This is a genomic window from Lentzea sp., assembly GCF_035525475.1.
Classification (GTDB): Bacteria; Actinomycetota; Actinomycetes; order Mycobacteriales; family Pseudonocardiaceae; genus Lentzea.
This window is the reverse complement of sequence record NZ_DATLEC010000150.1, coordinates 22,573-41,630: the sequence shown is the minus strand read 5'-3', so window position 1 is coordinate 41,630 and position 19,058 is coordinate 22,573. Positions and strand designations below refer to the sequence as shown.

Sequence of the window (19,058 nt, the reverse complement as noted above, 5' to 3'; positions counted from 1 at the left end):
TCGAAGAAGCTGCCACGGCAACGCGACCACGCCCTTCGCGTCGAACCGATGATGGCGCTGGAATGGTCGCACGCGATCGAGGCCGCGGGAGGCGTCGGGATCGCCGACTCGCCCGCACGGACCCGCCGCGCCTGGATCCACCGGGCCGACGAGCAACAGGTGCTGACGTTGTTCCGGGCGGTCGGCTCCTCGGCGCCGGCGCCCTGGTGGCTCAGAGCCCTGGACCGGGGCCGGATCGCCTCGCGCGCCGCGGCCTTCGCCATCGAGGACGAGGTCACCGCGCTGCTGGGCAACCGCCCCGGCTGGGTGTTCGTCCCCTGGGCGGCCGAGGGGGAGGTCGGGTACTGGGAGTTCGTGCCGTCGGAGAGCGGCGTCTACGGACCCGCGACCCCGACGACGGTGCAGTTCACCGACTCGCACCGCGGCTGGATCCACCTCGTGCCGGCCCACCGCGGACCCGGTCACGCGCAGCCGATCGACTTCACGGTCGCTGACCTGCGTGCTCAAATCGAGGACATCGAACTGATTGCCTAGAATGCCTGGTCGTGACCAGGCCTGAGTTCCCCCGTTCCATCGTCAGCTTCGTCCAGCGCGGCGAGCGCATGACCGTGGGGCAGGAACGCGCCTGGAACACGTACTGGGAGAAGATGGGCAACGACGTGAAGTCGTTGCCCGAGGGACCCCTCGACTTCGATTCGTGGTTCGGCCGTTCCGCCCCCGTGCTGCTGGAGATCGGCTCCGGCATGGGTGAGACCACCTCGCAGCTCGTCGCCGCCGCACCCGAGCTCAACTACGTCGCCGTCGAGGTCTACAAGCCCGGGCTCGCCCAGCTGCTGCTGCGCGGCGAACACCTCGGCGGCCTCGACAACCTGCGCGTGCTGCGCGGTGACGCCGTCGACCTCCTCACCGACCACGTCGCGCCCGCGTCGTTGCACGGCGTGCGGATCTTCTTCCCGGACCCGTGGCCGAAGAAGAAGCACCACAAGCGCCGGCTCGTGCAGCCGGAGTTCATCTCGCTGGTGGCCTCGCGCCTGGAGCCGGGTGGCGTGCTGCACCTCGCGACGGACTGGGAGCACTACGCGGAGCAGATGCTCGAGGTGTGCTCCGGCGAGCGCCTGCTGACCAACGTGCACGACGGCTGGGCGCCGCGCCCGGACTGGCGACCGGTCACGAAGTTCGAGCAGCGGGCCGTGAACGAGGGCCGCGTGTCGCACGACCTGATGTTCAAGCGGAACGACCTCACCTGATCGAGACCTCAAGCAGGGCGTTTCACCACTGGGGGTCTCATCTTCACTCGATCAGGTGGCCAGTGTTGATCACCCGAAATGCCCCGAGTGGCAGTGACGCGTGAAGCGGTTCCGGCCTTAGGTTCTCGCTCCGTGACCCCCGACGTCCTCCCCGTCGCGGAGGAGTTCGTGCGCATGTTCCACGCGGCGCACTCCGACGCAGGCTCCTTGTCCGCCCGCATCGCCCAGGTGCGCGCCGAGATCGCCGAGACCGGAACCTACCGCCACACGACCAACGAGCTCGCGTACGGCGCGCGGATCGCGTTGCGCGACTCCGGCTGGTGCACCTCCGGAATGCCGTGGCGACGGCTGAAAGTCCGCGACCTGCGCGGCTACCGCAACGCCGCGGCCGTCGCCGGCGAGTGCGTCGAGCACCTGCGGCTCGCGACCAACGGCGGTGAGATCCGGCCGCTCGTCACGGTCTTCGCACCGGACGCGCCCGGAACGCCGGGGCCGGTGATCTGGAACGAGCAGCTGATCCGGTACGCCGGGTACGCCGACGGCACGGGGGACCGCCGGTACGCCCAGTTCACGGAGACCATGCAGGGCATGGGGTGGCGGCCACCCGCACGGCGGTCACGGTTCGACGTGCTGCCGTTGGTGGTGGAGACCCAGCACGAGGGGCCGCGGCTGTTCACGCTGCCGCCCGAGATCGTGCACGAGGTCCCGCTGGAGCACCCGACGCTGCCGTGGTTCGGCGAGATGGGGCTGCGCTGGCACGCCGTTCCGGTCATCGCGAACATGCGGCTGTCGATCGGTGGCGTGAACTACCCCGCTGCGCCGTTCAACTCCTGGTTCGTCGGCGCCGAGATCGGCACGCGGTCGTTGGCGGAGGAAGGCGCGTACGGCGTGGCGCGCGAGGTCGCCGAGGCGTTGGGGCTGGACACGTCGTCCGAACGCACGCTGTGGCGGGACTTCGCGACCGTTCACCTGAACGCGGCAGTGCTGCACTCGTTCGACAAGGCGGCCGTCACCATCACGGACCACCACGCGGAAGCCCTGCACCGTCTCGCCTGGCTGCGCTCCCGCCAACGCCCGTCCGCCGCGCGTCCGGCGTTCCGGCTGGACACCGCGGCCGCGGCGCGCGCACGGACCGGTGCTCCTGCGCGCTTCACGGCCGCGCTGGACGAGACCCGTCCCCAGCCGACGAGCAGGCTGGCGGAGCTTCTCCGCCAGCACCACTCCCTGACCAGCGTCTGACTTCCCCATCACACGCCGGCGTGTCCGGAGCCGGTGGCTACCTCTGGGAGTCGATCAGCACACCCGAGAGGGCCATCAGCGCCAGGACCAACAGACCGACCACCGCGGCGGCCCAAGTGAACACAACTGACAACATGGCGTCCTCCGTTCCCTGTTCCTGCTCCTCCAGAGTCCGTTACCGAGTCGTCATCCGGCATCCGCCGGGAGGGTATTTCCGCAGGTCGTCCTCTCAGCCTTCCGGCTGATGCCGGGGTATCCCCGAGTCGGACGCGGCGTCACCCCTTCGGCCCTACTGTGTGTCGGGTGGAGAGCACGGATCTGAGCTGGCGGTTGCTCGCCAAGCGCCAGTGGCCGCTGGCGATCTCTCTCACCGGCATCGTCATCGCGGAGCTCGGGTCGATCACCACCCCCCTCGGCTGGTGGCAGGTCCCCGGGGTGCTGGTCATCTGCGCGATCGCGGTGCTGGCGCCGAGACGGCCCTTCGACGCGGCGCTGGCGGCGGCGTTCTCCATCGCCTGCACGGCGCTCTACCTGCGGTTTCTCGGCGTCTCGTTCGAGCCGCACTTCTTCGTGAGCGGTGCCGACATCGCGGTCACCGGCGCCGCGATGGCGACCATCGCGATCCTCGTGCGGGAGGCCTCACACCTGCGCGCGGTGGCCGGGACCGTGCTCGTGGTGGCGGCGATGACCGCCGCGGAGGTCCTCGGGTGGCCGGCCGTGTCGGCCACCGAGTACCGCGAGTGGGACCCGGATCCGACGTCGTACCTGTTCGGCGCGTCCATCATGCTCGTGCTGGCGATCGGCACGGGGCTGTACTTCCGGGCCAGGGACGACGAGCGTGCGTCTCAGCTGGCGGCATCCGTCGCGGCGGCCCAGAACGCGGAGCGGATGGCGTTGGCGCGCGAGCTGCACGACGTGGTGGCGCACTACGTGACCGCGATCGTCGTGCACGCGCAGGCGGGTCAGCTCAACCGCGAGGTGGACGTGCTGCCGTCGATCGCCGCGTCCGGGAACGAGGCGCTGACCGCGATGCGCCGTCTCGTCGGGACGATGCGGGACGGCACCTCCGCCGGTCCGGCCGCGTCGTCGTCGCTGATGGACGACGTGCGCGCGTTGGCCTCGGAATCCGGCCTGCCGGTGCGGCTCTCGTTCGACCTGCAAGATCCGGTGCCGCAGGAGCTGGCCCGGTCGGTGCTGCGGCTGGTGCAGGAATCACTGACCAACACCCAGAAGCACGCTTCAGCGGTGTCCTCAGTGGACGTTTCGCTGTCGTCGAGTGACGGCGTGCTGCGACTGGGCGTGCTCGACGACGGCGTCGCCTCGGGGATTCCCGTGGGTGGCTCGGGAGGGTACGGGCTCGTGGGCATGCGCGAGCGCGTGGAACTGCTGGGCGGAACGTTCTCCGCAGGCCGACGCGAACCGACTGGCTGGACGGTCCGCGCCGAGCTGCCGCTCGCTTAGGGCTCGTCGCGGATGACGTCGAACTCCTGCGTCATCTCGGCATCGCTCACCTGGTCGTCGTTCTGGGGCTCGATGTCGGCCACTGATGCCTCCGCATGATCACGCCGTAACCCGTGCGGTGTGATCATGCCAACTCAGCGGCGAGTCGGCGGCTTGGGGGTGGCGGGCTTCTGCGCGCGCCGGAAGGACCCACTGGAAGTGCACGGCTTCTTCGACATGATCAGATGACGCCCCTGCTGTGTCGGTGGTTGCCCGGGAAGCACAAAGGGCCCGCCGGTCATGCGCGACGAGCCCCTTGGTCAGGGAGAAGTTTTAGGCCGGGGCGGACCCTGGGGGTCGGCCCGCGCCCGACGGGGACAGGATGCCCATGCTTCCCGGATGCATACATCATTGTGACCGGCATCACAATGGCAGGATGAACTGCATGTCATTGCGCCTGCATGCCCCGGTGGTCCTGCCCTGCGACCCGTCCTGCTCCGTGCTGAGGGACGCGGTCGTGGACGTGGTCGACGGCCGGATCACCTACGTGGGCGGTGTCGCTGACGCCCCCGCTTTCGACGGCGAGGTCCGGCGTCTGTCCGGCATCCTCCTGCCCGGCCTCGTGAACACGCACGCGCACAGCCCGATGACGGTGCTGCGCGGCCTGGGCGCCGACCTTCCGTTGCTGCGGTGGCTGCAGGAGGAGATCTGGCCGAACGAGGCGAGGATGACCGCGGCGGACGTCGGCACGGGCATGCTGCTCGGCGCCGTCGAGATGCTCCGCCACGGCGTCACCACCTCCGCCGAGATGTACTTCCACGGCCCCGCGCTGGTGTCGTCGGTCCTGGCGGCCGGGTCGCGGGTGGTGTTCGGCGGGGCGATCCTCGACGTGCCGGGCATGGACTGGAAGTCGCTGACCGACGAGATCTCCGCGTGGATCGACTCCGACGGAGTGCGGTTCGGGCCGGGCGAACGCGTGGAACTGGCCTACGGGCCGCACTCCGCCTACACGCTTTCCCCGGCGCAGCTGACCGCGGTGGCCGTCGAGGCCCGCGCCCGCGGCGCCCTGCTGATGGTGCACGTGGCCGAGTCGCCGTTCGAGGACGAGGCGCAGCGCGCGGAGTACGGGTCGGTGCCCGCACTGCTGAAGGCGTCCGACGTGCTGGGCGGCCGGGTGCTGTCCGCGCACTCGGTTCACCTCTCCGACGACGACATCGCGCTGTACGCGTCGTTCGGTGTCGGAGTGGCGCACTGCCCCGGCTCGAACGCGAAGCTGGCCTCCGGGATCGCGCGGGTGCCGGAGATGCTGGCCGCCGGGATCCCGGTCGGGCTGGGCACCGACGGGCCGGCGTCCAACGACGACCTGGACCTGTTCGAGGAGGCGCGGCTGGCCGGGCTGTTCGCTCGGGTGTCGAAGATGGACGCGACGGTGCTGGGCGCGGCGCAGGCGTTGCTGATGGCGACCCGGGGCGGCGCTTCCGCGCTGGGGCGGTCGGACATCGGGGCGTTGGAGGCCGGGCGGTGGGGCGATGTCGTGCACATCGCCGCCGACGACCCGGCGTTCGCCACCGGGCTGGACGGGACGGACGCGCAGCTGCTGGCGAACCTGGTGTGGGGGTCGGGGTCCCGGCGGGTCACCGACGTGTGGGTGGCCGGGGACCACGTGGTGGCTGACGGGGAGTCGACTCGGGTGGACCGCGCGGAGGCGCAGGCCGGGGTGGCGGCGGTGGCCTCACGGCTGCGGAGCGCATAGGGACCGATAGCGGCGCGCAGCAGCAGTGGGCGCACCGGGATCCCCCGATTTCAATTTTACCTTCCGTCAGCGCCTGGCCACAGGCTGTTGATGATCCTGTGGACAACTCACCTCGGCCGCACGACCACCTCGGTGATGTGGGCGTCGGGCGTCGCCAGCACCGCCGACGCCACCGCCCGCCCCACCGAGGCCGGGTCGATGTACTTCGACGCGTCGTAGTCGCCGCCCTCCTGGCGCCGCACCTCCTCCTGCATCGGAGTGGCGGTCCGGCCTGGGTACACCGACGTCACCCGCAGCGAGGGCTCGTCGCCGCGCAGGGCGTCGGCGTAGGCGCGCAGGGCGAACTTCGAGGCCGCGTACACGCCCCAGCCCGGGTTGGCGTTCCTGCCGGCACCCGAGTTGATCAGCACGACGTGGCCGGAGGCGGCGCGGAGCTGGGGCAGCAGCAGGTTGGTCAGCTCGGCGACGGCGAAGACGTTCACGTCGAACGTCTGGCGCCAGTCGGCCTGCGACGCTTCCGACAGGGGTCCGAGGAGTGCGATGCCGGCGCTGTGCACCAGCACGTCCAGGCGGGAGACGACGCCCAGGTCGGCCGACGCGACGTTCGTCACGTCGAACGGCCAGGCCGTGGCGCCGGGGAGCTCGGCGGCCAGCAGGGACAGGGCCGTCTCGTCGCGTCCGCCTAGCAGCAGGTCGTGGGTTGACGCCAGACTGCGGGAGATGGCCGCGCCGATTCCGCTGGAGGCCCCGGTGACGAGGGCTACCGGACGATCACTCATGGGGGAACTTTAGTGCCCAGGAAGCTGATCCTGCCGTACCTGTGCCTGCTCTACTTCATCAACTACCTCGACCGCGTCAACATCGGGTTCGCCGGGCCCAACGGCATGTCGGAGGAGCTCCGGCTCTCCGCGACGGCGTTCGGGTTCGCGTCCGGGGTGTTCTTCATCGGCTACCTGCTCCTCGAGGTGCCGAGCAACCTGGCGCTGCACCGGTTCGGGGCGCGGCGGTGGATCGCGCGGATCATGGTCAGCTGGGGGATCGTCGCCACGGCCATGGCGTTCGTGCCGAACGGGACCGTGCTGATCGTGCTGCGGTTCCTGCTCGGCGTGGCGGAGGCCGGGTTCTTCCCCGGGATCATCCTCTACCTGACGTACTGGTACCCGCAGAGGGAACGGGCGCGGATCGTCGCCCTGTTCATGGTGGCGGTGCCGATCTCGACGGCGCTCGGGTCCACGTTCAGCGGGCTGCTGATCCAGTGGTTCGACTGGCGCACGATGTTCCTGATCGAGGGCCTTCCTGCGATCGCGCTGGCGTTCGTGACGTGGTTCTGGCTGCCGGACAGGCCCGCCGAAGCCGTCGAGCAACCGGCGGAGGAGCACTGGCCGCTGAGGAAGGCGCTGACGCACCCGCGGATCCTGGCGTTGAGCTTCGTGTACTTCGGGATCGTGTACGGGTTGTACACGCTGGGGTTCTTCCTGCCGTCGATCATCAAGGGGCTGGCGCCCGAGGCCGGTGTCGTCGAGCGCGGGCTGATCAACGCGATCCCGTACGTCCTCGGCGCGGTGGCCATGGTCCTGTGGGCCAGGCACGGGGACCGCACCGGGGAGAGGAAGTGGCACGTCGCCGCGCCGATGCTGCTCGGTGGAGCGGCGATTCCCGTCGCGCTCTACCTGGGCAGCCCCGTCGCGGCGATGGTGGCCGTCTCGGTGTGCGCGATCGGCGTGTGTGCCGCCCTGCCCACGTTCTGGGCGCTTCCCACGAGCTTCCTGGGCGGCACGGCGGCCGCGGGCGGGATCGCGTTGATCAACTCTCTGGGCAACGTGAGCGGGTTCGCCGCGCCCTACGTCACCGGGTGGCTGCGTGACCTGACCGGAACCCAGAAGACCGGCCTCTGGGTCGTCGGCATCACCATGGTCAGCGCGGCCGTGGTCGCGCTGGTTCAGACCGCGGGCGCGGAGAAGGTGTAGAGCGCCTCGTAGGGCACGGACGTCTGAGCGCCTTCGGCGGTGCACGCGCCCGCCGGTGCGAGGCCGCCCTTGGTGGCGAGGCGCTGCACGTAGCTGACACCGGCGAACGTGCCGGCGCCCCTGGTCGACTTGGCCTTCAGCAGGAGCTCGGGAACCGCTCCTGCGACCTCGTTGCGGGCGCCGTCGACCGGGGCGGCCTCGACCGCGCTGCCGTCGACGGTGGAGACCCAGATCGGGCCGCGCGAGTGCAGGGCGACCGCGCGTCCCAGCCGGTCGGCCAGGGTGGCGGCGGGTTCGAGACCCTTCCAGGCGCCTGTCGTGCACGTGTAGGTCTGCACGCCCTTGGCGTAGAACTTGGCGACGACCTTGTTGCCCGCGGGCACCTGCACCGCGGAGGCGACTCGCGCCTCCGAGGCGTCGAGCGCGGCGGGGGTGGGGGCGGCGGTGGAGCCCGCCGCTCCGACACCGACCCCGATCAGTGCTGTTGCGACGAGAACGAGACCAGCACGCTTCATCAACACTCACTCCTAAGTGGAAAGACAGTGCGACGTGTCCCGGCTGTCCGCGGTGCAGCCACCTGGTCATACGGCCAGGTCGCCGCACCGGTTCACACGACCCCGCCATGTGAGACGGTGCCTGCCGCGCGTGATGCTCCGCGGCAGGCACCGTCCACAGAAGACAGTCGGCTCATTCCACTTGGGTGGGTCAGCGCACGGAGATCAGCCGCAGATGCGGCGACGGTCCTTGCGCCACACGACGGCGACTGACGGACGCGGCTGCGAGGTGCCGCCGTCCGGCCAGTGCGACAGCGGGTTGTTCGCCGACGCGCCGTCGATCTCACCGGGGTGCTGCACGGACACCAGGACGAAGTCGTCCGTGACGACCGGGCCGCACGCCTCGGCGCCCCTGGGCACGGTGAGGAACTGCTTCACGTACCCGCGGCGCTTGCCCTCGACCGGCACCGCGAAGATGCCGTCGTTGGACTTCAGGGCGTTGCCGTCGGTGGAGATCCACAGGTTGCCCTGCGAGTCGAACGCGACGTTGTCCGGGCAGGAGATCGGGCTGACCTGCGACTTGTCGTACCCGCCGAAGTAGGTGTCCGGCGAGTTCGGGTCACCGCAGACCAGCAGCAGCTTCCACGAGAACGTGGTCGCCGTGTTGTCGGAACGGCGCTCCTCGATCTCCAGGACGTGGCCGTGCTTGTTGTTGATGCGCGGCGCGACCTCGGTGGCGCCTTCCTTGCCGGGCTTCACACCGCGGTCGGTGTTGTTGGTCAGCGCGGCGTAGATGCGGCGGTTCTTCAGCGACGGCTCGACGTCCTCGGGGCGGTCCATCTTCGTGGCGCCCACCTTGTCGGCGGCGAGGCGCGTGAAGACGTAGACCTCCTCGGCGGTGAAGCCCGGGACGAACGACTCGTCGTTGTGCGCCAGCGGGATCCACTTGCCCGAACCGTCGAACTCGCCGTCGCTCGGCAGCTTGCCCGTGCCGTCGATCTCGGCGACCGGGCTGTCACCCGTGAACTGGGCGACGTAGAGCGTGCCCGAGTCGAGCAGGCGCTTGTTGTGCTCGCGGGCGCGCTTCGAGTCGCCCTTCTGGTACGTGCCGTCGGTGACGAACTTGTACATGTAGTCGAAGCGCTCGTCGTCACCCATGTACGCGACGACACGGCCGTCGCGCGCGACGATGACGTTCGCGCCCTCGTGCTTGAAGCGGCCGAGCGCGGTGTGCTTGACCGGCGTCGACGTCGGGTCGAGTGGGTCGATCTCGACGATGTAGCCGAAGCGGTTGGCCTCGTTCGGCTCCTGCGCGAGGTCGAAGCGCTTGTCGAACTTCTCCCACTTGCGCAGCGACGCCTTGCCGGAGAAGCCGTAGCGGCCGAGCTTGGCCTTGGTGTCGGCGTCGGTGACCAGGTCCGCGTTCGCGAAGTACTGGTTGAAGTTCTCCTCGCCGGACAGGATCGTGCCCCACGGCGTGACGCCACCGGCGCAGTTGTTCTGCGTGCCCAGGACCGTCCTGCCCGTCGGGTCGGCGGAGGTCTTGAGGAACTTCGAGCCGGCGGCCGGGCCACGCACCTCGAACGGCGTGGTCAGCGTGATGCGGCGGTTGTACTTCTTCTTGTCCTTGGACACCACGAGCTTGCCGGAGCGGTGGTCGCGCTCGACCTGCACGACCGACAGGCCGTGCGCGGCCCACGCGATCTTGGCGTGCTTCTCGGTGGCCGTGGCCTCGGTCCAGTCCTTGAACATGAACGACTCGGTCGTGTACTCGTGGTTGCTCACCATGAGCCAGCGGTCCCAGCCCGGCAGCGGGACGAGGCCGCAGAAGTCGTTGTTGAACCCGAACTGCTTCGCCTGCGCCTCGGGCGTCTGGTTGTCGAAGTCGAACTTCGGCGCGTCGTGCGTGACGCCGTCGCCCCAGCGGATGACGACGTCGGTCTCGTAGCCCTTCGGGACGACGACCTCGTCGAGGGTGTTGGGCTGCACCGCTTCGAAGTTGAGCCCGTCGCGGTCGCGACCGAACCGGAGGTCCAGGTCGAGGTCCAGGTCGGCGTGCGCGGGAGCGGCGGACGCCGCACCGGAGAACGCGAGCGCGCCGGCACCGGCGGCCGCGACGACGGCACCGGCCTTCAGCATGCCGCGGCGGCTCACGACCTCCTTGACGACGTCGCCGAAGTACGCGTTCCGCGCGGTGTTGGGCGCGTCGTGCGAGCAGGCGTTGCCGCAGCGGAACTCGCAGGTGACGGCCTGGCGCCCCAGCGGGTGGTTCGTCGGGAGCAGGGGCAGCAGGCGGCGGCCCCGATCGGCGGGTGATGGCACGTTGGCCTCCGAGATCGGTGTCAGTGTGGGAACTGGCCGAACCTAAGAGCCCAACGAGATCGCCTGCCGTCCAGGAGGTGAACGGCAGGCGAACTCGTACTACTCCCCAATAAGCGGTGCACGCCTGGTGATCACCCGATCTCACCCAGTTGACGACGGCCCTTGCGCCACACCGCGACCACCGACGGCCTGGGTCGCGCGTCACCGCGGTCAGGCCAGTTCGAGACGGGCTTGTCCGCGCTCGCGCCGTCCACCTCGCCGGGGTGCTGGACGCACACGGTGATCACCCGCTCGCCGATCACCGGGCCACACGTCTCGCCCCCGCGCGGCACCGTGAGGAAGAGCTTGAGATGACCGCGTTCCGGTCCTTCCAGCGGCACGCCGTACAGGCCGTCGTTCAGCCCGTCGAGCTTGCCGTCGGCGTCGGTGGAGATCCACAGGTTGCCGTGCCGGTCGAAGGCCACGTTGTCCGGACTGGAGATGGGACTGACCTGCGACTTGTCGAAACCGCCGAAGTACGTGCCCGGGTCGTCCGGGAACCCGCACACCAGGAACAGGTCCCAGCTGAACGTCAGCGCGAGCGCGTCGCCGCGGCGTTCGGTCAGCTCCAGCACCTGCCCGTGCCGGTTGTTCACGCGCGGGTTCGGCTCGGTGGCGCCTTCCTTGCCCGCGGTGACGCCGCGCTCGACGTTGTTGCTGAGCGCGCAGTAGACCGTGCCGGTGCGCGGGTGGCACTGGATGTCCTCGGGGCGGTCCATCTTCGTCGCGCCGACCTTGTCCGCCGCGACGCGCGTGAAGACGTACACCTCCTCGGCGGTCATGCCGGGCACGAAGGACCTGGTGCCCGCGGCCAGCGGGATCCACTCACCGGTGCCGTCGAACTTCCCGTCGCCGGGCAGCTTTCCGGTGCCGTCGATCTCGGCCGGCGGGCTGTCGCCGGTGAACTTCGCGACGTAGAGCGTGCCGTCGTCGAGCAGCGTCATGTTGTGGCGACGGGCGGCCTTGCTGTTGCCGTGCTTGACCTTGCCGTTGGAGATGAACTTGTAGATGTACTCGAACCGCTCGTCGTCACCGGAGTAGGCGACCACCCTGCCGTCGTCGGCGATGCGGACGTTCGCGGTCTCGTGCTTGAACCGGCCCAGGTGCGTGTGCTTGACCGGTGTGGAGTCCGGGTCGTGGGGGTCGAGCTCGATGACCCAGCCGAACCTGTTGACCTCGTTGGGTTCCTGCGCGAGGTCCCAGCGCTTGTCGAAGCGCTCCCACTTGCGCGTGGTCGCGGTTCCCGTGACGCCGTACCGGGTCAGGCGCGGGTCGTTGCGGCCGGCGGCGTTGGCGAAGTACTGGTTGAAGTTCTCCTCGCCGGACAGGATCGTGCCCCACGGCGTGACGCCACCGGCGCAGTTGTTGATCGTGCCGAAGACCTTCCTGCCGGTCGGGTCGGCGGAGGTCTTCAGCAGGTCGCTGCCCGCCGCCGGGCCGCGCACCTCGAACGGCGTGTTCAGCGTGATGCGGCGGTTGTACCTGCTGAACCTCGGCCGGTAGTGGCCGGAGAACAGCGAGCGCTTGATCATGAACACCGAGAGGCCGTGCGCGGCCCAGGCGATCTTGACCTGTTCCTCGGTGGGGTTCGCGGCGTCGTAGCCGCGGAACATGAACGGCTCGCTGGTGTACTCGTGGTTGGTGACCATGATCCCGGTCAGTTCCAACGGGTCCAGCGGCAGGATCGCGGCGAAGTCGCAGTTGAAGCCGAACTGCTTCGCCTGCTTCGCGGCGGTCTGGTGGTCGAAGTCGAACTCGGGGACGCCGGGGAAGAGCGGGTCGCCCCAGCGGATCACGATCCCCTGCTCGTACCCCTCGGGGACGACGACCTCGTCCTTGGTGTTGACCTCGACGGGCTCGAAGTCGAGTCCCCTCGGCGCGCGTGCCTGGGACTCGGGCGCCGCGGCGGCGGTCGCCGGGAGCGAGACGGTGGCGGCCGCGGCGACCACGGCGCCGGCCTTGAGCGCGGTGCGACGGCTGATCAGGTCGCCGAGGTACGGGTTGTCCGAGGTGTTCGGGACGTCGTGGAAGCACGCGTCCCCGCAGCGGTACTCGCATGTCACCGCTGCTCTGCCCACGCGGTGGTTGACGAGAGGCAGAGGGATCATGGTGGTGGCCTCCTACGGTCGGTGCGGGAACCGCGACCGACCGTAGTTCACCATTCGTTAACCGACTAGCTGCTCGCCGGCAATCACGACTTCCGTAGGGACCTCGCGGGTGTCGGTGCGGTTGAACGCCAGCAGCACCGCCGCGATCGCGCAGAGCACCGCGGCCACGACGAACGGCTGCGCGAGGTGGCTCACGAACGTCGCCGCCAGCGCACCGCCGAGCCAGCGCAGGAAGTTGTACCCGGCACTCGCGACCGGCCGCGGGGCGTCGCTGACGCTCATCGCGGTCCCGGTGAACAGCGTGTTGAGCAGACCGCTGACCAACCCGCTGACGATCACGGCCACCACCAGCAACGGCTTGCTGGGCACCGCCATCAGCAGCATGAGCACGGCGAACGCGAGCACGGATCCGATGATCGCCGCCTTCTCGCCGAAGCGGTCCGCGAGCCGCGGCGCCAGGAAGACGCTGGAGACCGCGACGCACACGCCCCAGCCGAAGAAGATCAGTCCGATCTCGACGGCACCCCACCGCAGCACGAACGGAGACCAGGCCAGAACGGTGAAGAACGCGGCCGTGTAGAGCGCGGCGCCGATCGAGGTCCGCAGCAGAACCGGGTGCTTGAGCGCCTTCACCGGGTCGAGCAGACCGATCCTGGCGCGTTCCTGGTGCGAGTCCTTGGCCAGGAACACCGCGCACAGGACCAGCGCGACGGCCATCAGGATCGCGGTGCCGAGGAACGGCCCGCGCCACGAGATGCTGCCGAGCAACGCCCCGAGCAGCGGCCCGACGCTGAGGCCAAGACCGAGCGCGGCCTCGTAGAGCAGGATCGCGCCCTTCTGCCCACCACTGGCCGCGCCGACGATGACGCTGAGCGCGGTGGCGATGAAGAACGCGTTGCCGAGCCCCCACACGGCCCGCAGTCCCACGAGCTGGCCGATGCTCCCCGCCGCCGAACACGCCAGCGTGGCAACGACGATCAGCGCAAGCCCACCCACGAGCGTGCGCTTGGCGCCGAACCTGGCGCTCGCCGCGCCGGTGAACAGCATCGCGACGACCTGGACGCCGAGGTAGGACGAGAAGAGGAGGGTGACTTGCGAGGGTGTTGCGTGCAGACCCTCTGCGATGGACAACAGGATCGGGTCCACGAGCCCGATCCCCATGAAGGCGATCACGGCGGCGAAAGCCGTGATCCAGACCTGCTTGGGCTGAGCCTTGAAATTCACTTCGCTATCCTAACCTCTTTTGGTTAGCATGGCGAAGTATCGCGCGCCACAAGGTACGGTGGCCCGCGTGGATGCGGTGATCTTCGACCTCGACGGCGTGCTGATCGACTCCGAGCAGGTGTGGGACGACGTGCGCCAGTCGTTCGCCGCCGCGCACGGCGGCACGTGGACTCCTACCGCCACCCGTGACATGCAGGGCATGTCGACGCAGGAGTGGGCCGCCTTCCTCGTCGACGCGGTCGGTGTCCGGCTGACGCCAGAGGAGGTCTCCGCCGGGGTGATCGCTTCGATGGAGAAGGCGTACGCCGCCCACCTGCCGGTGATTCCCGGTGCCGTGGACGCGGTACGGGCCGTGGCCTCGCGTTATGCCGTCGCGATCGCTTCCTCGGCCCCGGCCGTGCTGATCAGGGTGTTCCTGGACGTGACCGGGTTGCCGGTGCCCGTGGCGGTGTCGTCGGAGTCCTGTGCGGCCGGGAAGCCCTCGCCGGACGTCTACCTGTTGGCAGCATCACGGCTCGGCGTCCCGGCCTCCTCTTGTTACGCCGTCGAGGACTCGACCAACGGGCTTCGCGCCGCACTGGCCGCGGGCATGACCGTCCTGGCCGTGCCGAACCCGCACTTCCCGCCTGCCGCGGAGGTGCTGGATCAGGTGCGGGTGCTGCCGTCGATCTCCGCTTTGCCGGACGCGCTCGCGTAGCTGGTCGCGGCCATGCCGATCGCGATGCACGCGCAGGCGAGGACGCCCTTCGGCCAGTAGATGTGGCTGTCGAGGAACAGGAAGCTGCCGAACAGCAGGAATGCCGCGCCCGGGATGGCCTTGAGCCTGTGCTTGAGCAGCGCCCACGCGGCGATCGCCACGCTGGCCGCGAGGAAGCACCAGGCGCCGACGTGCCCGAGCTGGTTGCCGATCTCGAAGAGAGGCTCGTCGGCGGGCGAGCGACCACCGTTGGCCAGCGTCATGGCGCCGCCGCCGATGCCCGCCAACGCGTCGAGTGCGCCGTAGAAGACCGCGTAACCGAACGCGGCGGCTCGGGCTGGGTAGCGGACGTACTTCGGGCTGTCGTTCAGGAGGACCCACTGCGCGGCCGCCAGCAGCGGGAAGACCACCGCCAGGATGATGTGCATGTTCTGCCACCACTGGGCGGTCGACGCGTCCAGGTGGTGGGGGTGGGTCAGGCCGATGCCGGCGAGGACGAGGCCGGGGAGGGCGACCAGCAGGGTGCGCATCGCGCCGAAGCTAGCGGTTGTTGCCGGCGGGCCCATTGGACTCGCCCACTTCCAGGCGATTCGGCCCCGCGAGTCGAACCCGTGTTCGATAGGATGTCATCGTGGTGAACCGGCGTGACAAGGCGGCGTTCCTGCTCGCACTCCGCGACAGCGGGCGCGGCTGGGCCGACGTCACGAACGCCGTGGAGGCCGCCGGCTCCGCCCTGACCGTCCTGGAGTCGCTGCTCACCCCGGACCAGCCCACGCTCGACCACGCCGACCCCGACATCGCCGGTCGGCTGGACCTCGTCGAGAAGGAGATCGAGTCCTGGGAGGACGAGGGCATCCGCCTCGTGACGGTGCTCGACGAGGAGTACCCGGTCCAGCTGCTGATGGTGCACCAGCGTCCGCCTTTCCTGACCTGCAAGGGTTTCCTCGATCCCGCCGACCAGTTCGGTGTCGCGGTCGTCGGCAGCAGGCACGCCGGCGCACGAGGTCTCCACATCACCCGTGAGATCGCGACGACCCTGACCAAACACGACATCACGGTCTTCAGCGGTCTCGCCGCGGGCGTCGACACGGCCGCGCATCGAGCCGTCGTGGACGCCGGAGGGCGGACGGTCTCCGTGGTGGGCACGGGCCTGCGTCGCTGTTATCCGGCGGAGAACGCGGATCTGCAGCAGGAGATCGCCAGGACGGGAGCGGTGCTGTCCCAGTTCTGGCCGGACGCCGGTCCCGCGAAGCACCACTTCCCGATGCGCAACGCCGTCATGAGCGGGTGCAGCGTCGCGACGGTCGTCGTGGAGGCGGGCGAGCACAGCGGCACCCGCATCCAGGCCCGGCTCGCGCTCGAGCACGGCCGGCACGTCTTCCTGCTGCCCGAGGTCGCGTCGGACACGACCTGGGGCCGCGAGATGGCGGAGCGTCCGAACACGACGGTCCTGGAAGGTCCCGACCACCTGCTGCGCGTGCTGGACGACCTGCGCGCCGGAGTTCCGGACCTGATCGACCTCTGACGTGAGCCCGCTCAGCCGCATCTCCGAGAGCTACCTCAACATCCTCGTTCCTCCACCAGCGCGTGGACCGGACGTGTGCACGGTCTGCCGATCTCGATGGCTGTCGAGGGCAGTCAGCTCGTCCATGTGCGCGAGAACCACAAGAACAGCCGAAGTGTTGTAGCGCGCAAGCAGTACACCAACGAACTGGCGTGAGTTCTCGCGACCTTTCTGGCCGGGCACCGGAGTTGTCTCGGCGACTTCGACACCGTGACGATCGTTCCCAGCACCAGGCAGCGCAGGGACGGCCACCCGCTGGCAGACGTCCTCGGACGACGTCTCGGCATCACCTGCGCCTTCGCGGAGGTGCTCAGCACGACCAGCCAGCCTCCAGTCGTCGGCTGTCGCGCTCAAGCGCGCGGGAGCAGCGCGAGTCACCGGTCTGGTGCTCGGCCGCCGGACCGACAGGCGTCCACCCGGCACGTTCAGCTGGGACGCCTGCGTCCTCTGCCAGCAGGTCTGATGCTGAGCACCAGAACCTGGCTCGGGTGACTCCCGCCGCGCTCCGCCGCTGCCTAGCGTGGCGTCCATGACGCAACGAGTTGCCGTGGTCACCGGCACGGCGCAGGGCATGGGACTGCGGATCGCGGAGGTCCTGCGCGAGGACGGGTTCACCGTCGTCGGCTTCGACCTGCGGGAGAGCGAGGACGGAATCGTCGGCAACGTGGCCAGCGCCGAGGACGTCCAGCGCCTGAGCAGCCACGTGGAAGAAACCCACGGCCGGGTCGACGTGCTGGTCAACAACGCGGGCATCGCCGGCATCGTGCCGTTCGAGGACACCAGCCTCGAGCAGTGGGAACGGATCATGGCGGTCAACCTGACCGGGCCGTTCCTGCTCACGCAGGCGCTCGGCAGGATCATGCTCGCGCAGGGCAGCGGCAGCGTCGTCAACATCGCGAGCGTCGCCGGGTTGCAGGGGGTGGCGGACCGGGCCGCCTACAACACCACCAAGCACGGGCTGATCGGGTTGACCCGCACGCTCGCCGTCGAGTGGGGCGGGCGGGGGGTCAGGGTCAACGCCGTGTGTCCCGGCTGGGTCAAGACCGAGATGGACGTCGAGTCGCAGGCCGGCGGGTACTACGTCGACGAGGACATCACCGACCACGTGCCGATGGGACGGTTCGCGGCGCCGGACGACATCGCGCAGGCCGTCAGGTTCCTGGCCGGTGACAACTCGCGGTACGTCAACGGTGTCGCGTTGCCCGTCGACGGCGGGTGGACCGCGGACGGGAGCTGGCAGAAGCTGCGGTTGTCGAAGCGCTGACGAGGCCGCCCTCCGGTGGGAGGGCGGCCCCTCACATCAGGCCTCGCCGCGGATGAACGCCTCGACGGCCGCGTGGGCCTCGGAGTCCGAGTACTGCTCGGGCGGGGACTTCATGAAGTACGACGACGCCGAGAGGATCGGGCCGCCGATGCCCCGGTCGAGGGCGATCTTCGCCGCGCGGACCGCGTCGATGATGATGCCCGCGGAGTTCGGGGAGTCCCAGACCTCGAGCTTGTACTCGAGGTTCAGGGGCACGTCGCCGAACGCGCGGCCCTCGAGCCGGACGTAGGCCCACTTGCGGTCGTCGAGCCACGCGACGTAGTCCGACGGGCCGATGTGGACGTTGTCCTTGCCGATGTCGCGGGACAGCTGCGACGTCACGGACTGCGTCTTGGAGACCTTCTTGGACTCCAGGCGCTCCAGTTCCTTCATGTTGAGGAAGTCCATGTTGCCGCCCACGTTGAGCTGCATGGTGCGGTCGAGCTGGACACCGCGGTCCTCGAACAGCTTCGCCAGCACGCGGTGCGTGATGGTGGCGCCGACCTGGGACTTGATGTCGTCACCGACGATCGGCACGCCGGCCGCGCGGAACTTCTCCGCCCACTCCGGGTCCGAGGCGATGAAGACCGGCAGGGCGTTGACGAACGCCACACCGGCGTCGATGGCGCACTGGGCGTAGAAGCGGTCCGCGTCCTCCGAGCCCACCGGCAGGTACGAGACCAGCACGTCGACCTCGGCCTCGCGCAGCGCGGCGACGATGTCCACCGGCTCGGCGTCGGACTCCTCGATCGTCTCGCGGTAGAAGCGGCCGAGACCGTCGTAGGTGTGGCCGCGTTGCACGGTCACGCCCAGCGGCGGCACGTCCGCGATCTTGATCGTGTTGTTCTGGCTGGCCCCGATGGCCTCGGCCAGGTCGACACCGACCTTCTTCGCGTCGACGTCGAACGCTGCGACGAACTCGACATCGCGCACGTGGTAGTCACCGAACTGCACGTGCATCAGGCCGGGCACGCGGGTGCTCGGGTCGGCGTCACGGTAGTAGTGGACGCCCTGCACCAGCGACGCCGCGCAGTTGCCAACCCCGACGATGGCCACTCGAACGGTGCGGCGGTTTTCGCCCATTGCCGAGTCCTCCTTGATCACTTTTGAGTACTACTCGTCCTGCTCGGACTTCTCGTGCGCGATGAGCTCGTTGAGCCACCGCACCTCGCGCTCCGTGCTCTCCAGGCCCTGCCTGTGCAGCTCGCGGGTGTAGCGGTCGATCTGCTCACCCGTCTTCGCCAGCCGCTCGCGGAGTCCCTCCCTGCGTTCTTCGACACACCGCCGGCGGCCCTCCAGGATGCGCATCCTGACGTCGGCCGGCGTGCGTGAGAAGAACGCCAGGTGGACTCCGAACGAGTCGTCGTCCCAGGTCTGAGGACCCGCGTCGGACAGGAGGTCGGCGAACCGCTCCTTGCCCTCCGGGGTCAGCTTGTAGACCTTGCGAGCCCGACGTCCCCAAGAAAGAGCCGACTCCTCCGGCCCCTCCTCCACGATCAGGCCCGCCCGTTGGAGTCGCCGCAGTGTTGGGTACAGCGATCCGTAGGAGAACGCGCGAAACGCTCCGAGCAGGTCATGCAAGCGCTTGCGCAGCTCGTAGCCGTGCATGGGCGCCTCGTGCAGCAGGCCGAGCAGCGCGAACTCGAACACGAGTCACCTCC

General features: G+C 69.4%; 18 protein-coding genes. 9 read left to right on the top strand and 9 right to left on the bottom strand.

All coding sequences use genetic code 11. The features are described from left to right. From VM306_RS25075 to VM306_RS25060, 4 genes are all read left to right on the top strand, one after another. On the top strand, nucleotides 1-534 hold a 534-nt coding region (locus VM306_RS25075; RefSeq protein ID WP_325519261.1), incomplete at its 5' end, for a hypothetical protein. Between the two features lie 68 nt (nucleotides 535-602). Next, nucleotides 603-1,247, top strand: coding sequence for a tRNA (guanosine(46)-N7)-methyltransferase TrmB (gene trmB, locus VM306_RS25070; protein WP_325519263.1), 645 nt, complete (start codon nucleotides 603-605; stop codon nucleotides 1,245-1,247). Between the two features lie 132 nt (nucleotides 1,248-1,379). Then, a complete protein-coding gene (locus VM306_RS25065) occupies nucleotides 1,380-2,486 on the top strand; it encodes a nitric oxide synthase oxygenase (protein ID WP_325519259.1) in 1,107 nt (368 codons plus the stop codon). 303 nt (nucleotides 2,487-2,789) lie between these two features. Next, on the top strand, nucleotides 2,790-3,947 hold the full coding sequence (locus tag VM306_RS25060) for a sensor histidine kinase (protein ID WP_325519257.1): 1,158 nt from the start codon (nucleotides 2,790-2,792) through the stop codon (nucleotides 3,945-3,947). On the opposite strand, the gene VM306_RS25055 is transcribed toward VM306_RS25060, so the two are convergent. Next, nucleotides 3,944-4,075 (bottom strand): hypothetical protein, encoded by a 132-nt coding sequence (locus tag VM306_RS25055; RefSeq protein ID WP_325519255.1) that lies wholly within the window; start codon nucleotides 4,073-4,075, stop codon nucleotides 3,944-3,946. The genes VM306_RS25060 and VM306_RS25055 overlap by 4 nt on opposite strands. A 296-nt stretch (nucleotides 4,076-4,371) precedes the next feature. Here VM306_RS25055 and VM306_RS25050 point away from each other — a divergent pair, with 296 nt between their 5' ends. Beyond that, complete coding sequence (locus VM306_RS25050; protein WP_325519253.1) at nucleotides 4,372-5,679, top strand: amidohydrolase; 1,308 nt, start codon at nucleotides 4,372-4,374, stop codon at nucleotides 5,677-5,679. A 107-nt stretch (nucleotides 5,680-5,786) separates the two neighbouring features. Here the strand turns inward: VM306_RS25050 and VM306_RS25045 are convergent, their stop codons facing one another. Further along, nucleotides 5,787-6,458 (bottom strand): SDR family oxidoreductase, encoded by a 672-nt coding sequence (locus VM306_RS25045; RefSeq protein WP_325519252.1) that lies wholly within the window; start codon nucleotides 6,456-6,458, stop codon nucleotides 5,787-5,789. A gap of 12 nt (nucleotides 6,459-6,470) precedes the next feature. Here VM306_RS25045 and VM306_RS25040 point away from each other — a divergent pair, with 12 nt between their 5' ends. Further along, nucleotides 6,471-7,646: an MFS transporter gene (locus VM306_RS25040; RefSeq protein ID WP_325519250.1), complete on the top strand. Its 1,176-nt coding sequence runs from the start codon at nucleotides 6,471-6,473 to the stop codon at nucleotides 7,644-7,646. Here VM306_RS25040 and VM306_RS25035 read toward each other — a convergent pair. From VM306_RS25035 to VM306_RS25020, 4 genes are all read right to left on the bottom strand, one after another. Continuing rightward, entirely contained in the window at nucleotides 7,619-8,161 is a 543-nt protein-coding gene (locus VM306_RS25035; RefSeq protein ID WP_325519248.1) for a DUF3455 domain-containing protein, read from the bottom strand. The two genes, VM306_RS25040 and VM306_RS25035, sit on opposite strands and share 28 nt — an antisense overlap. A 204-nt stretch (nucleotides 8,162-8,365) precedes the next feature. After that, entirely contained in the window at nucleotides 8,366-10,462 is a 2,097-nt protein-coding gene (locus VM306_RS25030) for a PhoX family phosphatase (protein ID WP_325519246.1), read from the bottom strand. Between the two features lie 131 nt (nucleotides 10,463-10,593). Further along, the gene (locus VM306_RS25025) at nucleotides 10,594-12,609 is read right to left on the bottom strand and encodes a PhoX family phosphatase (RefSeq protein ID WP_325519244.1); all 2,016 of its coding nucleotides are present in this window, start codon (nucleotides 12,607-12,609) and stop codon (nucleotides 10,594-10,596) included. 57 nt (nucleotides 12,610-12,666) lie between these two features. Continuing rightward, the gene (locus VM306_RS25020) at nucleotides 12,667-13,833 is read right to left on the bottom strand and encodes an MFS transporter (RefSeq protein WP_325519242.1); all 1,167 of its coding nucleotides are present in this window, start codon (nucleotides 13,831-13,833) and stop codon (nucleotides 12,667-12,669) included. Between the two features lie 67 nt (nucleotides 13,834-13,900). Here VM306_RS25020 and VM306_RS25015 point away from each other — a divergent pair, with 67 nt between their 5' ends. Next, a complete protein-coding gene (locus VM306_RS25015) occupies nucleotides 13,901-14,530 on the top strand; it encodes an HAD family phosphatase (RefSeq protein WP_325519240.1) in 630 nt (209 codons plus the stop codon). Here the strand turns inward: VM306_RS25015 and VM306_RS25010 are convergent. Beyond that, nucleotides 14,479-15,060, bottom strand: coding sequence for a hypothetical protein (locus tag VM306_RS25010; RefSeq protein ID WP_325519238.1), 582 nt, complete (start codon nucleotides 15,058-15,060; stop codon nucleotides 14,479-14,481). The two genes, VM306_RS25015 and VM306_RS25010, sit on opposite strands and share 52 nt — an antisense overlap. 101 nt (nucleotides 15,061-15,161) lie before the next feature. On the opposite strand from VM306_RS25010, the gene VM306_RS25005 reads away from it, so the two are divergent. Then, nucleotides 15,162-16,055, top strand: coding sequence for a DNA-processing protein DprA (locus VM306_RS25005; RefSeq protein ID WP_325519236.1), 894 nt, complete (start codon nucleotides 15,162-15,164; stop codon nucleotides 16,053-16,055). 568 nt (nucleotides 16,056-16,623) lie between these two features. Then, the gene (locus tag VM306_RS25000) at nucleotides 16,624-17,358 is read left to right on the top strand and encodes an SDR family NAD(P)-dependent oxidoreductase (RefSeq protein WP_325519234.1); all 735 of its coding nucleotides are present in this window, start codon (nucleotides 16,624-16,626) and stop codon (nucleotides 17,356-17,358) included. A 36-nt stretch (nucleotides 17,359-17,394) separates the two neighbouring features. On the opposite strand, the gene VM306_RS24995 is transcribed toward VM306_RS25000, so the two are convergent. Further along, nucleotides 17,395-18,480 (bottom strand): inositol-3-phosphate synthase, encoded by a 1,086-nt coding sequence (locus VM306_RS24995; protein ID WP_325519232.1) that lies wholly within the window; start codon nucleotides 18,478-18,480, stop codon nucleotides 17,395-17,397. Nucleotides 18,481-18,510: 30 nt separating this feature from the next. Next, entirely contained in the window at nucleotides 18,511-19,047 is a 537-nt protein-coding gene (locus tag VM306_RS24990) for a PadR family transcriptional regulator (RefSeq protein ID WP_325519230.1), read from the bottom strand. Between the last annotated feature and the right edge of the window lie 11 nt (nucleotides 19,048-19,058).

Coding starts and splice junctions, on each gene's coding strand:
- trmB (WP_325519263.1), top strand. CDS start 603: ATGACCGTGGGGCAGGAACGCGCCTGGAACACGTACTGGGAGAAGATG.
- VM306_RS25055 (WP_325519255.1), bottom strand. CDS start 4,075: ATGATCACACCGCACGGGTTACGGCGTGATCATGCGGAGGCATCAGTG.
- VM306_RS25050 (WP_325519253.1), top strand. CDS start 4,372: ATGTCATTGCGCCTGCATGCCCCGGTGGTCCTGCCCTGCGACCCGTCC.
- VM306_RS25045 (WP_325519252.1), bottom strand. CDS start 6,458: ATGAGTGATCGTCCGGTAGCCCTCGTCACCGGGGCCTCCAGCGGAATC.
- VM306_RS25035 (WP_325519248.1), bottom strand. CDS start 8,161: ATGAAGCGTGCTGGTCTCGTTCTCGTCGCAACAGCACTGATCGGGGTC.
- VM306_RS25025 (WP_325519244.1), bottom strand. CDS start 12,609: ATGATCCCTCTGCCTCTCGTCAACCACCGCGTGGGCAGAGCAGCGGTG.
- VM306_RS25010 (WP_325519238.1), bottom strand. CDS start 15,060: ATGCGCACCCTGCTGGTCGCCCTCCCCGGCCTCGTCCTCGCCGGCATC.
- VM306_RS25000 (WP_325519234.1), top strand. CDS start 16,624: ATGACGCAACGAGTTGCCGTGGTCACCGGCACGGCGCAGGGCATGGGA.
- VM306_RS24995 (WP_325519232.1), bottom strand. CDS start 18,480: ATGGGCGAAAACCGCCGCACCGTTCGAGTGGCCATCGTCGGGGTTGGC.